Source organism: Solihabitans fulvus (assembly GCF_008386585.1).
In the GTDB taxonomy this organism is placed as follows: Bacteria; Actinomycetota; Actinomycetes; order Mycobacteriales; family Pseudonocardiaceae; genus Solihabitans; species Solihabitans fulvus.
Genome location: NZ_VUOB01000008.1, coordinates 55,036 through 69,430 on the forward strand (window position 1 = coordinate 55,036; position 14,395 = coordinate 69,430).

At 71.3% G+C, this 14,395-nt stretch carries 16 protein-coding genes; 8 read left to right on the forward strand and 8 right to left on the reverse strand.

The features are described from left to right. Positions 1–98: 98 nt before the first annotated feature. On the reverse strand, positions 99–2,660 hold the full coding sequence (pepN, locus tag F0L68_RS05275) for an aminopeptidase N (RefSeq protein WP_149848290.1): 2,562 nt from the start codon (positions 2,658–2,660) through the stop codon (positions 99–101). 219 nt (positions 2,661–2,879) lie between these two features. Here pepN and F0L68_RS05280 point away from each other — a divergent pair, with 219 nt between their 5' ends. Further along, positions 2,880–3,512: a mycothiol-dependent nitroreductase Rv2466c family protein gene (locus tag F0L68_RS05280; RefSeq protein ID WP_149848291.1), complete on the forward strand. Its 633-nt coding sequence runs from the start codon at positions 2,880–2,882 to the stop codon at positions 3,510–3,512. A gap of 140 nt (positions 3,513–3,652) precedes the next feature. Then, positions 3,653–5,083 (forward strand): aldehyde dehydrogenase family protein, encoded by a 1,431-nt coding sequence (locus F0L68_RS05285; protein WP_149848293.1) that lies wholly within the window; start codon positions 3,653–3,655, stop codon positions 5,081–5,083. Here F0L68_RS05285 and F0L68_RS05290 read toward each other — a convergent pair. The 4 genes from F0L68_RS05290 to F0L68_RS05305 all read right to left on the reverse strand — a co-directional run bounded on the left by F0L68_RS05290 (position 5,080) and on the right by F0L68_RS05305 (position 8,264). Continuing rightward, the gene (locus F0L68_RS05290) at positions 5,080–6,414 is read right to left on the reverse strand and encodes an NAD(P)/FAD-dependent oxidoreductase (protein WP_149848294.1); all 1,335 of its coding nucleotides are present in this window, start codon (positions 6,412–6,414) and stop codon (positions 5,080–5,082) included. The genes F0L68_RS05285 and F0L68_RS05290 overlap by 4 nt on opposite strands. Then, on the reverse strand, positions 6,411–6,638 hold the full coding sequence (locus F0L68_RS05295; RefSeq protein WP_223198509.1) for a ferredoxin: 228 nt from the start codon (positions 6,636–6,638) through the stop codon (positions 6,411–6,413). Before F0L68_RS05295 ends, F0L68_RS05290 begins: the two co-directional genes overlap by 4 nt. Then, positions 6,635–7,231 (reverse strand): ferric reductase-like transmembrane domain-containing protein, encoded by a 597-nt coding sequence (locus tag F0L68_RS05300; RefSeq protein WP_223198510.1) that lies wholly within the window; start codon positions 7,229–7,231, stop codon positions 6,635–6,637. The genes F0L68_RS05295 and F0L68_RS05300 overlap by 4 nt, the downstream gene beginning before the upstream one ends. 214 nt (positions 7,232–7,445) lie before the next feature. After that, complete coding sequence (locus tag F0L68_RS05305; protein ID WP_149848296.1) at positions 7,446–8,264, reverse strand: MBL fold metallo-hydrolase; 819 nt, start codon at positions 8,262–8,264, stop codon at positions 7,446–7,448. A gap of 119 nt (positions 8,265–8,383) precedes the next feature. Between F0L68_RS05305 and F0L68_RS05310 the strand changes: the two genes are divergently transcribed. Beyond that, positions 8,384–8,854: a ribose-5-phosphate isomerase gene (locus tag F0L68_RS05310; RefSeq protein ID WP_149848298.1), complete on the forward strand. Its 471-nt coding sequence runs from the start codon at positions 8,384–8,386 to the stop codon at positions 8,852–8,854. 26 nt (positions 8,855–8,880) lie between these two features. Next, complete coding sequence (locus tag F0L68_RS05315; RefSeq protein ID WP_149848300.1) at positions 8,881–9,690, forward strand: Fpg/Nei family DNA glycosylase; 810 nt, start codon at positions 8,881–8,883, stop codon at positions 9,688–9,690. Between the two features lie 152 nt (positions 9,691–9,842). Here the strand turns inward: F0L68_RS05315 and F0L68_RS05320 are convergent, their stop codons facing one another. The 3 genes from F0L68_RS05320 to F0L68_RS05330 form a co-directional block, all read right to left on the reverse strand. Next, complete coding sequence (locus tag F0L68_RS05320) at positions 9,843–10,664, reverse strand: hypothetical protein (RefSeq protein WP_149848301.1); 822 nt, start codon at positions 10,662–10,664, stop codon at positions 9,843–9,845. A gap of 96 nt (positions 10,665–10,760) precedes the next feature. Then, a complete protein-coding gene (locus tag F0L68_RS05325; RefSeq protein WP_223198511.1) occupies positions 10,761–11,996 on the reverse strand; it encodes a GNAT family N-acetyltransferase in 1,236 nt (411 codons plus the stop codon). A 107-nt stretch (positions 11,997–12,103) separates the two neighbouring features. Then, the gene (locus F0L68_RS05330) at positions 12,104–12,595 is read right to left on the reverse strand and encodes a DUF1453 family protein (RefSeq protein WP_149848305.1); all 492 of its coding nucleotides are present in this window, start codon (positions 12,593–12,595) and stop codon (positions 12,104–12,106) included. A 61-nt stretch (positions 12,596–12,656) separates the two neighbouring features. On the opposite strand from F0L68_RS05330, the gene F0L68_RS05335 reads away from it, so the two are divergent. The 4 genes from F0L68_RS05335 to F0L68_RS05345 form a co-directional block, all read left to right on the forward strand. Further along, positions 12,657–13,274, forward strand: coding sequence for a TetR/AcrR family transcriptional regulator (locus F0L68_RS05335; protein WP_149848307.1), 618 nt, complete (start codon positions 12,657–12,659; stop codon positions 13,272–13,274). A gap of 47 nt (positions 13,275–13,321) precedes the next feature. After that, on the forward strand, positions 13,322–13,492 hold the full coding sequence (locus F0L68_RS42160) for a hypothetical protein (RefSeq protein WP_188316402.1): 171 nt from the start codon (positions 13,322–13,324) through the stop codon (positions 13,490–13,492). Positions 13,493–13,544: 52 nt separating this feature from the next. Continuing rightward, on the forward strand, positions 13,545–14,138 hold the full coding sequence (locus F0L68_RS05340) for a GrpB family protein (protein WP_223198512.1): 594 nt from the start codon (positions 13,545–13,547) through the stop codon (positions 14,136–14,138). A 55-nt stretch (positions 14,139–14,193) separates the two neighbouring features. Continuing rightward, a partial coding sequence (locus F0L68_RS05345) for a hypothetical protein (RefSeq protein ID WP_149848309.1) occupies positions 14,194–14,395 on the forward strand: 202 nt, incomplete at its 3' end.

Here is a 14,395-nt window from a genome sequence, read left to right on the forward strand (position 1 = left end):
ACAGAGCGTACTACGGTATGTAAGACAGGTCGTGCGACGAAAGGGCCCGTCAGGACATTCAGCGTCCTGACGGGCCCCTTCGTGACAACTCCGTCGACCTATGAGCGGTCGAACTCCTGCGCGGCGAGGGCCCGGACGATGCCTGCGCGCCCTTCCGACACCAGCCGGCGCAGCGCGGGCGGGTGGTCGCCAGCCAGCCACTCGTCGGCGGCCTCGACCGTGCTCGGCTGCACCGACCAGGCCGGGAACAGGCCGAGCACCATCGACTGCGCGCGCTCGCTCGAGCGGCGCTCCCACACGTCGGCCGCGTCGGCGAAGTAGCGGCTCACGAACGGCGCGAGCAACTCCTTCTGGCCGGGGTGTGCGAAGCCGCCGATGATCGCCTCGCTGACGGCGTTGGGCAGGTCGTCGTCGCGCACGGCCCGCTCCCACGCCTCGTCCTTCGCGGCCAGGGTCGGCCGCAGCGAGCGGGCCTGCTCGGCACGCCGCCGACCCGTCGCGGTCGGGTCGCGCTGCTCCTCGGCGTCGATCGCGGCCTCGTCCGCCGCGCCGTGCGCGACGAGCGCGTGCAGCAGCCGCCACCGCAGGTCGGCGTCCACCTGGAGCCCCTCGAGCGGCGCGGAGCCGTCCAGCCAGCCGGCCACCACGACCTGGAGCTCCTCGTCCAGCACCGCGCCGGTCAGCGCGTTCACGAACGCCAGCTGGTGGTCCGAACCCGGCTCCGCGGCTAGGGCCAGCTCCAGCACCTTCGCGGTGATCCGACGCCAGCCCTCCGGCCGCCACGACACGTCGCTGTAGGAGGACAGCGCGGTCTGCGCCTGGAGCAGCAGCCGCTGCACCACGCCGATGTCGGTCTCCGCGTGCAGCCCGCCGAGCACCAGGTTGACGAAGTCGCGCGCCTTCAGCTCGGCCTCGCGGGTCATCTCCCACGCGGCCGACCAGCACAGCGCGCGCGGCAGCGTCTCGGTGATGTCCGAGATCCGGTCGACCAGCGTCGCCAACGAGTCGTTGTCCAGCCGCATCGTGCAGTAGGTCAGGTCGTCGTCGTTGACCAGCACGAGCTTGCCGCGCGTGACGCCGACCAGCTCGGGCACCTCGGTGCGCTCGCCGGTCACGTCCAGCTCGACCCGGTGCGTGCGGACCAGCTTGCCGGTCCCGTCCTCGTCGTAGACGCCGATGGCCAGCCGGTGCGTGCGCAGCTCACCGGCGCCGGGCCGGGCGGGGCCCTGCAACACGGCGAACTCGGTGAACCGGCCGTCGGCGTCCACGCCGAACTTGGGGCGCAGCAGGTTCAGGCCGGTGGTCTCCAGCCACTGCGTGCTCCACCACGACAGGTCGCGGCCCGACGCCTCCTCGAGCGCGGCGAGCAGGTCGGCCAGCGTCGCGTTGGTCCAGGCGTGCTTGGCGAAGTACACCCGCAGCCCGGCGAGGAAGCTGTCCAGCCCGACGTAGGCGACGAGCTGCTTGAGCACGCTCGCGCCCTTGGCGTAGGTGATCCCGTCGAAGTTGACCTCCACGGCCTGGAGGTCCGGGATGTCGCTGGCGACCGGGTGCGTCGAGGGCAGCTGGTCCTGCCGGTACGCCCACGACTTCTCGATGCTGGCGAAGGTCGTCCACGCCTCGGTGTACTCGGTGGACTCGGCCTGCGCGAGCACGCTGGCCCAGGTCGCGAACGACTCGTTCAGCCACAGGTCGTCCCACCAGCGCATGGTGACCAGGTCGCCGAACCACATGTGCGCCATCTCGTGCAGCACGGTCTCGCAGCGGCGCTCGTACATGTAGCGGGTGACCCTGCTGCGGAAGACGTAGTCCTCAAGGAAGGTCACGCAGCCGGCGTTCTCCATCGCGCCCGCGTTGAACTCCGGTACGAAGCACTGGTCGTACTTGCCGAACGGGTACCGAACGCCGAACGCGCCGTGGAAGAAACCGAAGCCCTGCTTGGTCTCGGTGAACAGCCGCTCGGCGTCCATGTGCTCGGCGAGAGACGCGCGGCAGTAGATGCCGAGCGGGATCGAGCCCTCGGCATCGGTGAACTCGTCGCGCCACTCGGCGTACGGGCCCGCCACGAGCGCGACCAGGTAGGTCGACATCGGCTTGGTGGTGCCGAACACGTGCCGGTCGGCGCCGCCGGGGGCCTGGTCGGTCGACTCGATGGCCGCGTTCGACATGACCTTCCAGTGCGTCGGCGCGACCACGGTGAGGTCGTAGATCGACTTCAGGTCGGGCTGGTCGAAGCACGCGAACATGCGCTTGGCGTCGGCGGTCTCGAACTGCGAGTACAGGTAGACCTCGCCGTCGACCGGGTCGACGAACCGGTGCAGGCCCTCGCCGGTGTTCATGTACCGACAGTCGGCCTCGACGGTCAGCTCGTTGGCCTCGGCGAGGTCGGTCAGCGCGATGCCGTCGTCCTCGCGGTAACCGGACAGGTCCAGTTCGACGCCGTTGAGCACGGCCCGGGTCACGGACGCGGCCACGATGTCGATCCAGGTCGACGCGCCGACCTCACGGCTGCGGAAACGGACCGTGCTGGTGGACCGAAACACGTCCGAGCCGGGCTTGCCGCCGCCGTCGGTCAGGTCAAGCTCGATCCGGTAGGACTCCACCTCCAGCAGCTCCGCGCGCTGCTGGGCCTGGTCGCGAGTGAGGTTGGGTGCCGCCACTGGTCACCTCGTCTGTCAACTTTGACGTCGTAGGAATGAAGATGTCGCGTGGGTGAACACGACAGTCGCATCCAATCACGTGTTCGGGCCGCGTGGTCGGTCGACGCCGGCGGCTGCGAGATCATCCCGGGAAGAGCGGACGGGTTCCCGTGGTTGAGGTGAGCGGGAGCGCCCGAGTCGGGCGTCCGCAGGACCGCATCTCTGTCTGGAGAAACACACATGACCGCAACCGAGCAGACCGACCAGGCCAAGACGCAGGTCGACTTCTGGTTCGACCCGATCTGCCCCTTCGCGTGGATCACCTCGCGCTGGATCCTGGAGGTGCAGAAGGTCCGCGACATCGACCTGCGCTTCCACGTGATGAGCCTCTCGGTGCTCAACTCGGGCAGGGACGACCTCCCTGAGCAGTACCGCGACCTGCTCGACCGGGGCTGGGGCCCCGTTCGGGTGGCCATCGCGGCGGCCAAGCACCACGGCGACGACGTGCTCGCCGACCTCTACACGGCGATGAGCACGCGGATCCACAACGAGGGCAACAAGGACTACGCCGAGGTCATCAAGCTGGCGCTGGCCGAGGTCGGCCTGCCCGCCGAGCTCGCCGAGGCGGCCACCACCACCGACTACGACGAGGAGCTCAAGGCCAGCCACCACGCCGGCATGGACCCGGTCGGCGAGGACGTCGGCACGCCGACCATCCACATCAACGGGACCGCGTTCTTCGGCCCGGTGCTGACGAAGATCCCGCGCGGCGAGCTGGCCGGGCAGATCTTCGACGGCGCGCGGCTGCTCGCGGACTACCCGTACTTCTTCGAGCTGAAGCGCACCAGGACCGGGGACCTCGACTTCTCCTGACGCGGTCGCGAGCGCGCCGGCCGTCCCGACAGGTCGCGGGGCGGCCGGCGCGGCGTGCTGGCCGGGTGGGCAGCGCGCGGTAGATGTGACACGCTAGGGGCAAACACAGCGTTGAGTGTCACATTTGCTTGGGAGGACCCATGTCGGCTCCTGTCACCACTCACACCGGTCACCTCGTCGACGGGCAGCGGCTCGACGGCGGCGCTGACCGGATCGAGGTCGTGAACCCGACCACGGAGGAGGTGATCGCCTCCGTGCCGGCCGGCACCCCGGCCGACGTGGACGGCGCGGTGGCTGCGGCCGCCAGGGCCTTCCCCGGTTGGGCGGCCACACCGGTCGACGAGCGCGTCGCGGTGGCCAGGCGGATCGCCGAGGGGCTGACCGCCCGCACCGAGGAACTCGCGGCGACCATGACCGCCGAGATGGGCACGCCCATCACGTTCGCCAGCAAGGTCCAGGTGCCCAACCCGGCCAACATCGCGACCGGCGTCGCCGAGGTGATCGAGGCGGGCTTCTTCGACGGCGAGGAGATCGGCAACTCCCTGGTGCTGCGGGAGCCGATCGGCGTCGTCGGCGCGATCACGCCGTGGAACTTCCCGCTCCAGCAGATGATCGCCAAGATCGTGCCGGCGCTGGCTGCCGGCAACACCGTGGTGCTCAAGCCGAGCGAGCTGGCCCCGCTGACCGCGGGCCTGCTCGCCGAGATCGTCCAGGAGGCGGGCGTCCCCGCCGGGGCGTTCAACCTCGTGCACGGCGTCGGCCCGGTCGTCGGCGAGGCGCTGGTCAGCCACCCCGGCGTCGGCATGGTGTCGTTCACCGGCTCGACCAGGGCAGGCCGCAGGGTGTCCGCGCTCGCCTCGGAGACCGTGAAGAGGGTCGCGCTAGAGCTCGGCGGCAAGTCGGCCGCCGTGGTGCTCGACGACGCCGACCTCGGCCGCGCGGTGAAGATCGCGGTGGCCAACTGCTTCATGAACAGCGGCCAGGCGTGCAGCGCGTGGACCCGACTGGTGGTGCCGGCCGACCGGCACGACGAGGCCGTCGAGCTGGCCGCCGCGGCGGCGGCCAAGTACGTGCCGGGCGACCCCGCCGACCCGAGCACCCGGATCGGCCCCGCCGTGTCCGCCGCGCAGCGCGACCGCGTGGTCGGCTACATCCGCAAGGGCATCGAGGAGGGCGCCACGCTCGCCTTCGGCGGCCCCGAGACGCCCGAGGGCATCGACCGCGGCTTCCACGTCCGCCCGACGGTCTTCGGCGGCGTGCGCGCCGACATGACCATCGCGCAGGAGGAGATCTTCGGCCCGGTGCTGTCGGTGCTCGGCTACACCGACGAGGACGACGCGGTGCGCATCGCGAACTCCACCATCTACGGCCTGGCCGGCGGCGTGTTCTCGGCCGACACCGACCGGGCGCACGCGGTGGCCCGGCGGCTGCGGACCGGCCAGGTGGACATCAACGGCGGCATGTTCAACACCAAGGCGCCGTTCGGCGGCTACGGGCAGTCCGGCAACGGCCGGGAGTTCGGCCACCACGGCCTCGCCGAGTTCTGCGAGATCAAGTCCATCCAGCGCTAGTTGTTAGCCCGAACCTGGCTCCTGGCGGCTCGACCGAGCTGCCAGGAGGCCAGGCTCGCGCGCGACGCGGCCGGCTGGCGCATCGGCGTGAAACGCTGTCGCGGCAACGGTTGCGACTGTGGCTGCGACTGTGGCTGTGGCTGTGGTGCCGGCTTGGCGAGGGCCGAGGTCCAGTGCAGCATGCCGCGCGGGCTCTCCTGGCCGACCAGGCCGACGAGCCGGCCGTCGCGGAGGTAGCCGGCGATGCCGGCGCCGCGCTCCGGCCGGCCGGCGAGGCGGACGGTGTCCTCGCCGAGCGAGGGCATGCCGGCGGCCTGCAACCGCACCCCGTGCTGCTCGGACCAGAACCGGGGCAGCGGCGTGAACGGCGTGGCCGACTGCTGGCCCGCCAACAGGTTCTCGGCGGCCGCGCGGCCCATCTCCACCGCGTTCAGCCAGTGCTCCACGCGCCTCGGCACGGCGTCGAAGCGCAGGTTCGGCCAGCGCGCCACGTCCCCGGCGACCACGATGTCGCTCGCGCCGACGGCGTGACAGGTCGGCCCGCACAGGATGCCGTCCTCAAGGACCAGGCCGGACCCGCGCAACCAGTCCACCGCCGGCACTCCGCCGACCGCGAGCACCACGCACTCCGCCAACAGCAACTGCCCGTCGGACAACAGCATCCCCATCGACCAGCCCTGCGGGATCCAGCGGCGCACCTCGACGCCCAGCGCCAGCCGGACGCCGTGCGCCCGGTGCAGCTCGCCGAGCCGCGCGCCCATCGCGCCGCCGAGCGCGCGCTCCAACAGCAGCGGGGACCTGCTCACCAGGTGCACCTCGCGCCCGAGGGAACGGCAGGTCGCGGCGACCTCGCAGCTGGTGAAACCGCCGCCCAGCACCGCGATCGGGCCGGAGCTACCCAGCAGCGCGTCGCGCAGCGCCACCGCGTCGGCCAGGCCGCGCAACACGTGCACGCGGGGATCGTGCCTCGGCGCGCCGTCCAGGTGTCGGGCCTGCACGCCCGTCGCGATGACCAGGCCGTCGTAGCGCAGCTCCTCGCCGCCAGGCAGGTGCAGCACGTGCCGCGCGGGCTCCAGCCGGTGCACCGGAGTGCCGAGCCGCCACCTCGCGTCCAGCTCGACGTAGCTGCGCAGGGCCAGGTCCCCGGCGCGCAGCGCGCCCGTGAGGAACTGCTTGGACAGCGCAGGCCGCTGGTAGGGCCGCTGCTTCTCCTCGCCGACGATCACCAGCTCGCCGTCGAAACCCTGTTCCCGCAGGCGTTCCGCGGCGCGCAGCCCGGCGAGCCCGGCCCCGACCACCACGATCCGCTGCGCTTTGGACCTGACGGTCATCTCGCGTCCCCGCGCAGGTCGATCGCCTGCATCGGGCAGCAGCGGGCAGCCATCCGGACCTGCGCGGCCTGGTCGGCGTCCGGCCGCGCCTCGTAGCGCAGCCGACCGTCCTGGTCCAGCTGGAACACCTCGGGCGCCTCGGCCTGGCAGACGCCGTAACGGTGGCAGCGACCGTTGTGCACGCTGATCCGCAGGCGGGCGGTCTGCCGTCGGTGTCGCGTCACCGTTCCTCCTCGACGAGTCCTGACCTGGTCAACACCCCGGTCGGCACGAACCGCAGCGCGGCGAGCAGCGCGGTCGGCACGAACAGGGTGATTCCGCCGAGCCAGAGCACGGCGAGGTGGCCGTTGGCGATCGCGCCGAACAGCGAGTGCAGCACGGTGAGCCCGACGGCCGGGTAGGCGAGCCGGTGCAGCCACAGCCAGCGCCGATAGACCAGAAGGCGTTGCACGGCAGTGGAGATCGCGATCGCGAGCATCAGCTCGATGCCCACGATGCCGAGCGCGTGCCGGACCAGGCCACCGGGCAGCAGCGGGACCGTCAGCCGCAGCAGGTCGAAGCGCTCGTCGTCGAGGAACCCGAACGAGAGCGCGTGCAGCGCGCCGAACGCCAGCGCCAGCGTCGCGAGCACCAGGTGCCCGCTGCGCAGCGCCTGCCGGCCCGTGGTGCGCTGCACCCAACCGGTGCTGGTCAGCACGCCCCAGCACAGCGTGAGGCACATCAGGGTGTAGCTGAGCCGGGCCGACAGCGCGGCGACCTGGCGGACTCCCTCGTCGTGCGGGGAGTGGGCGGCTTGCTGAGCGAATGCGGACAGCACGAATCAACGCCTCCGGCAGGAGGGGAGTGGCAGACCGGTCGAGGCAGTGCGATGCGGTGAAACCGAGGAAAGGTAGCGGCTCTATTCCCGTTGCATAACAATTAGCGCTCGACGCGACGGTAGGCTATCGGCCGTTCGGCCCAACCCTCCACGGATGGCGCAGGAAGCGAGGGAGGAAGCGGACGAGTCCGCGACCCGTCCCTCACTCTCGGTATCACCCGACGGCGTCGATTCCGGCTGGTCGGGACAGTGCGCTGCGGGTGAACTCCGCCGGATACGGGGAGCGGCGGACCGCCTCGTCCTCGGCGAGCTCGCCAGCGGCCACCGCGCGGCACAGCTCGGCGACCACGGCCAGCTCGTTCCGTTGCGCCAGCACGAAGTCGCGGTCCACGGGCTCGCCGTGGCCGGGCAGCACGGTGGTCGTGCCGAGGCCGAGGATGCCGTCGAGCACCGAGGGCCAGCGGGCCGGCCAGGCGCCCCCGAACGACGGCGGCGCGCCCTGCTCGACCAGGTCCCCGGCGAAGACGAGATCGGCGTCGCGCACCAGCGCCACGAGGTCGTGGTCGGAGTGCGCTGGGCCGAAGTGGTGCAGCGTGACGACGCGACCGCCGAGGTCGAGGTCGGCGGTGTCGTCGACAAGACGATCGGGCAGCACCAGCTCCACCTCCGCGATCCGGTCCCCGATATCGGTCTGGCCGGACTCCCGGTAGTGCCGGGCCCACTTGTCGCGCTGTTCGACGCCGGTGGCGGCCAGGTCGGCGCGGCAGCGTCGGTGCGCCCACACCGGGCACGGCAGGAACGGCCGGGTGCCGAAGGAGTGGTCGAAGTGCGAGTGCGTCAACAGCACCTGCCGCGGCAGCGGCGTGACCTCGCGGACCAGCGCCGCCCACTCGGCGCCCTGCGTCTGGTCGCCGCCGGTGTCGATCACCAGGCAGCCCTCCTCGCCGACCACCAGCCCGAGCGAGAGGTCCAGCTCCTCGTACCGGCGCACCAGCACCCGGTCGCCGACCTCGATCCACCGACCGTCCGTCATGTGTCGAGTCCCTTCACGTTGATCGCTCCGCCAGCATGCCCCGCGCCGTCCAGTGAAATTCGGCACGGGCGGCTCCGTCGGCGCGGCGTTGTCGCCACCCGAATGGCACACTCTCGGCCGTGCGCGTCTACCTCGGATCTGACCACGCGGGCTTCGAGCTGAAGGCCCATCTCGTCCAGCACCTGCGCGGACTCGGCCACGACGTGGTCGACGTCGGCCCCGAGGCGTATGACGCCGAGGACGACTACCCGCCGTTCTGCATCGAGACCGCCCGCCGGGTCGTCGCGGACGAGGGCAGCCTCGGCGTGGTCATCGGCGGCTCCGGCAACGGCGAGCAGATCGCTGCCAACAAGGTGCCCGGCTGCCGCGCCGCGCTGGCCTGGAGCACCGAGACGGCCTCGCTGTCCCGGCAGCACAACAACGCCCAGGTCGTCGGCATCGGCGCGCGGATGCACAGCACCGAGCAGGCCACCGAGATCGTCGAGGCGTTCCTGGCCACCGAGTTCTCCACCGAGCCGAGGCACGCCCGCCGCATCGAGATCCTCACCGAGTACGAGCGCACCGGCCAGGCCCCTGCCCTGCCGGCCTGATTTGTCGCGCCGGGCAGAATGACCCGGTGCCTGAAGGTCACACACTGCACCGGCTCGCCCGGTTACACCAGCGCCGCTACGCCGGTTCCGCCGTCGAGGTGTCCAGCCCGCAGGGCCGGTTCGCCGCGTCGGCGTCCATCGTGGACGGACGGGTGCTGGAACGGTCCGAGGCGCACGGCAAGCACCTCCTGCACGTCTACGGGCCGGACGCGACCGTGCACGTGCACCTCGGGCTCTACGGCAAGTTCGCCGAGCACCAGCACCCGGTGCTGACGCCGACCGGCCTGGTGCGGATGCGGCTGGTCGGCGCGACGCACTGGACGGACCTGCGCGGCCCGGCCAGGTGCGAACTGCTCACCGACGTCGAGGTCGCCGCCCTGCGCGCCAGGCTCGGGCCCGACCCGCTGCGCAAGGATGGCGACCCCGAACTGGCGTGGGCGAAGATCTCCCGCGCGCGGACGCCGATCGCCGTGCTGCTGCTCGACCAGAAGGTCATCGCGGGGGCGGGCAACATCTACCGCGCCGAGGTGCTCTACCGGCACGGCCTGCACCCGCTGCTGGCCGGCAGGGACCTGCCGCACGAGGTGTGGAAGGACGTCTGGACCGACCTCGGCGTGCTGATGCGGCACGGGGTGCGCACCGGGCGGATCGACACCGTGCGCCCCGAACACATGCCGGAGGCGATGGGCCGCCCGCCGAGGGAGGACCCGCACGGCGGCGAGGTCTACGTGTACCGGCGGACCGGCCAGCCGTGCCTGGTCTGCGGCACACCGGTCGCCGCCTCGGAACTCGCCGGCCGCAACCTCTACTGGTGCCCGACCTGCCAACCGGCCTGACTCGCCAACCGGCCTGACTGTCGGCCGACCGCCTAACTGCTCGACTGCCGAGCAGCCTGAGCCACCGACCAACCCTGGAACGGACCGTGGCCGCGTCGGTGCGACACCGACGCGGCCACGAACGTTTCCGGCGCTTGTGAGAGCGCCTCGGGTCACCAGTCGCCGCTGTCCCCGCCGCCGAAGTCGCCGCCGCCGCCGAAGTCCCAGCCGCCGCCGCCCGAGTCGCCGCCGCCGAAGTCCCAGCCGCCGTCGCCGCCGCCGGAGTCGCCGCCGCCGAAGTCCCCGCCGTTGTCGGCGAAGCCCTCGCCGCCCATGTCTGCCGCGGAGCCGTCCTGGAACCCCTCCGCGTACGCCACGTCGGCCGGCACGCCGTGCATGCCCGAGAACATCGCGTCCATCAACAGGAACGAGCCGACACCCCACGCGCCGCCGATCAGCGCGGGCTTCCACCACGGCTCGCTGTACCAGCCCTGCGGAACGGGCCTGCCGGCCACCATGCCGCCGGGGTAGTAGTGCGGGGTGTTCGAGCCGGGCGCCGGGGACGCCTCGTACTCGTGGCCCTCCACGTTGACCTTGCGGTCCTCGCTGACCTTGCCGGCCTTGCTCTGCCCGGTGAGGTCGGGCAGCTCGGGGCCGGGGTCGAGGCCCATCGCGGTGCGGGCCGCGCGGACGTAGTACAGCCCCTCCATCGCGGTCTGCGTGACCAGCCGGCACTGCTCGGCGGTGCGCGCCTGCTCCATCTGGGAGCCCGCCGCCGTGTACCGCTCCGAGGCGTCGGCCATTGCCTGCTTGGAGGCGTCGTTCGAGCCGGTCAGGTTGATCACCTGGCCGCCGAGCCGCTCGACCCAGCGGCGGGCGTCCGCCTTGGCGTCGTTGAGCTCGTTCTCCCTAGCGGTGGCCTGCTTCTTGCTGTGGTTAAGCCAGAGCAGGGCCGCCGCGGCGATCACCACCACCAGTATGATTGCGGGGACCACGGTTCCTCCTGAGGGTCCTGCGGCCACCTGCCGCCCACGTCCCGACAACGGAGACGCTACCGCTGTAGTTCCCGGAACCCCGGTCCGACGCGTGTTTCAGAACACCTCGGGGCAGTGCGGCTCGGTGTCGCCGGCGAAACTCCGCGACAACGCGGCCACCGCACCCGGCGTGTACTCGCGGACACGCTGCGCACCGGCCAGTGTGGTCAGCCTGGTGCCGCCGAGGAACGCCGCGCCGAGTTCCGTGATGCCGAGGGCGAGATCGGCCGCGTCCTCGGTGCGCGACACCCGCGCGGAACCCGAGTCGTCGACGGTCAGTCGCCACCGGCCCGCGTTCCACGGGCAGAACTCGTCGGTGACCTCGAGCACGGTGTCCACTCCGGACGAGTACGTCCGCTGCGGCAGCGCCCTGTCGAGGTCGACCAGTCGCACCCACAGCGAGTCCGTGTTCCTGCGCAGCGCCGCCCTCGGGTCGGTCAGCAGGTGCACGACGGGCTCGTCGGGCGCGACCGTCAGCTTCACCTCGCCGACGAGGTCGAAGTCCAGCAGATAGCGGTAGAGCGCGGCGTACGCCTGCGGGGTCTCCGCGACCAGTTCCTGGACGAGCAGCTCGTTGCGCGGGCCACGGTCGGTCCAGTTTTCCTTGGCGCGGTAGACGACATAACCGTTGGAATGCAAGGCGAATCGAAGCGAGGACGCGCCCTCGCGATGGTGCGGCTCGTCGCCGAAGTGGATCTTCCAGTCCGACTCGCCCCGGCTGAGCCACCCCGTCCTGGTCGGCGCGACCCTGGCGAAGATCTTCGTCAGCGAGGGATAGGCGTCCTCCCTCGGCACCTCGCGCACCCTGTCCTCGCCGAGGTCCACTGTGGAGTGAAACGCGGCACCCCTCGGCAGTGCCAGCTCGCACTGCTGCGCGGCGGGGCCGTAGCCGAAGCGGCCGTAGATGCCGGCCTCGGAGGCCCACAGCACCGCGACCGGCTCGGCGCCGGCCTCGTGCAGGCCGTGCAGCTGCGTGCGCATCAGGCCGGTGAGCACGCCCCTGCGGCGGTGCCCCGGTGCGACGGTGACGGCGGTGACCCCCGCCACCGGCCGGGACATGTTGCCGGGAAAGGTCATCTCGCGGCTGAGCACGCCGGCGGAGCCGATCAGCTCCGCGCCGTCGAAGGTGAGGTGGAACCTGTCCGGCTCGAAGACGTTGTCGAATCGTTCGACGCTCGAGTCGTGCACCTCCCCGAGGAACGCGGCGGCGAACAGTCGGCAGATCGCCGGCAGTTCCGCGCGTTCGGCGGTCCGGATCGTCAACGGCGTGCGGGCGTTCCCAGAGGTGGCCACGCACCCGTTCATACGCCTGAGCCCTGCGCGGCGCGACCGAGTTTCGCCCCCGCCCTCGCCACGCCTTCGGGCGGCCGTCGACGAGTCCGCCGAGTTCTCCGCCGAGTTCATTGCCGCCAACTGCCGACGCGGCGCTCCGGCGCGAACGGCACCTTCGTGGCGTGGGCTCGCAGGCCGACCACCACGGCCTCGCCGAGCAGGCTGATGCCGATGGCCAGCGTCGTCGGCCGGGCCTCGTGGTGCATGCCGTTCGCCTTCGCGAGGAGGTCGAGGCCGCCGTTGCCGGCCAGGGAGATCACCCAGACGAGGAAGGTCCTGCCGCTGTATCGCTGCCAGAGCACGCCGTCCTTGGTGAACAGCCGGATCGTGGTGCCGCGCAGCGCGCCGAAGCCGAGGCCGACGACGGACCCGAGCGCGAGCCAACCGATGTCCGTGGCGGTCAGGTGGTCGACCTTGGCGACGGCGTAGCCGCCGATCGCCGTCAGGACCACCGGAGGCCCCAGCAGGTCGCGCGCGTTCAGCGGTTCGCCGGTCAGTCGCTTGACGATCACGACGATCACGCCCACGACGATCAGCCCGGTCAGCATCCAGCCGTTCATGACTCTCCCTTTGTGGCATGACTGTGCCAAATAAAGTAGCAGAGTCGTGCTAAAAAGAACCATGCCGAAGATTGTCGATCCGGACCTCCGCCGCAGGGCCGTGGCCGAGGCGGTGTTCCGGGTGGTGCGCCGCGACGGCGTCGAACAGGCGTCGCTGCGCAACGTCGCGGCCGAGGCCGGTCTGGCGATCGGCTCGGTCCGGCACTACTTCGCCAGCCACGACGAGCTGCTGGTCTTCGCCCTTCAGGAGCTGTCCGCGCAGGTGGGTCAGCGTCTGCGGGCCCACGCCGACCGGCTGTTCGCCGCCGCCGAGGCGGGTGCCAGGCGCATGCTGGTGGAGGACCTGCTTGCCGAGCTTCTGCCGCTGGACACCAGAAGGCACGAGGAAGCCGTGGTGTGGCTGGCGTTCTCCACCGCGGCGCGGACCAGGCCGTCGCTCCGGCCCCACGCGCGCGAGGCGTACGACGGCCTGCGGATGGTCGGCGCCAGGGTGCTCGCCGAGGCACAGCGGCTCGGCAGGTTGGTCGACGGACTTGACCTGGAGTTGGAGAACGAGCGCCTGTGCGCGTTGCTGGACGGGTTGGCCGTGGACGCGGTGCTGTGGCCGGAGCGGATGACCCCCGAGCTGATGAACGCCGTGCTGCGGCGGCACCTGGACAGCATCACGATCCCGCACTGACGGAAAAGTCCTTCTGCGCAAAGGCGTTTCGGCGCATCATGGACGGCATGAGCGACGACAACGAGCCCGACCCTCGGGCCAGATGGCGTGCCCTCCCCGAGCGGAGCAGGCCGGAGGAGTGGGTGACCGAGCACAACGACCACCCCGTGCCAGGCGCGATCGAGGCTGCGGACCTCGAGGCGGAGCGCCGCCGCGCCGCCCTGTTGGCCGGCGGCTGAGCCGTCCCCACTCTCGACCGTGTCCGAGTCAACGTCGCAACGGGGGAACGCTGTGTCAGAGGCAGTGAACAGCAAGAGGCACAAGGACTACACCGACGAGGAGCTGGCCGCGATCTGGGTGGACGGGCCGCCGCCGCAGACCGGTCACGTGCACGTGGCCGACTACGACGAGCAGTGGCCCGCCCTGTACCGGCGCGAGGCGGCGAGGATCCGCGAACTGCTGGCGGACAAGGTGCTCCTGCTGGAACACGTCGGTTCCACGTCCGTGCCGGGCCTGGCGGCGAAACCGATCATCGACATCGATCTCGTGGTCGCCGATCCGGCCGACGAGCCGGCATACCTCCCGCCACTACAGGCCGCCGGCTACCGCCTGGTGATCCGCGAACCGGGCTGGGACGAGCACAGGGCGCTGAAAGGCCCGGACACCAACGTGAACCTGCACGTGTGGCGCCCGGGGAGCGTCGAGGTGCGGCGCCACCTGGCGTTCCGAGACTGGTTGCGCGCCAACGAGACGGACCGCACCCTGTACGCGGACACGAAACGCCACCTGGCCACCAGGGAGTGGAAGTACCTCCAGAACTACGCCGACGCCAAGAGCGACGTGGTCACCGAAATCCTCGCGCGAGCACTGGCCAACCGGCCCTGACACCACTCGCGGGTCCCGCTTCCGCGGGACGAGGTCCCGACGCGGAAGGATCGCGGTGCGGCCAGAGCCGACAGTCCACGTCGCGGCGTTCACCAACTGGATGGACGCCCACCGCGCCGAATGGCTCGCCGCCGAGGCGGAGCTGACGGTGTGGGGCGGCGAAGCCGAGCCCGCCGACCAGGACTCGATGGTGATGTTCCGCCTAGACGGCCCGTCCGTCCTGGCCCAGGTGACGCTAGCCCGGATCTTTCGCGCGG

Coding starts and splice junctions, on each gene's coding strand:
- F0L68_RS05335 (WP_149848307.1), top strand. CDS start 12,657: ATGCCGAAGATTGTCGATCCGGACCTCCGCCGCAGGGCCGTGGCCGAG.
- F0L68_RS05330 (WP_149848305.1), bottom strand. CDS start 12,595: ATGAACGGCTGGATGCTGACCGGGCTGATCGTCGTGGGCGTGATCGTC.
- F0L68_RS05285 (WP_149848293.1), top strand. CDS start 3,653: ATGTCGGCTCCTGTCACCACTCACACCGGTCACCTCGTCGACGGGCAG.
- F0L68_RS05290 (WP_149848294.1), bottom strand. CDS start 6,414: ATGACCGTCAGGTCCAAAGCGCAGCGGATCGTGGTGGTCGGGGCCGGG.
- F0L68_RS42160 (WP_188316402.1), top strand. CDS start 13,322: ATGAGCGACGACAACGAGCCCGACCCTCGGGCCAGATGGCGTGCCCTC.
- F0L68_RS05280 (WP_149848291.1), top strand. CDS start 2,880: ATGACCGCAACCGAGCAGACCGACCAGGCCAAGACGCAGGTCGACTTC.
- F0L68_RS05305 (WP_149848296.1), bottom strand. CDS start 8,264: ATGACGGACGGTCGGTGGATCGAGGTCGGCGACCGGGTGCTGGTGCGC.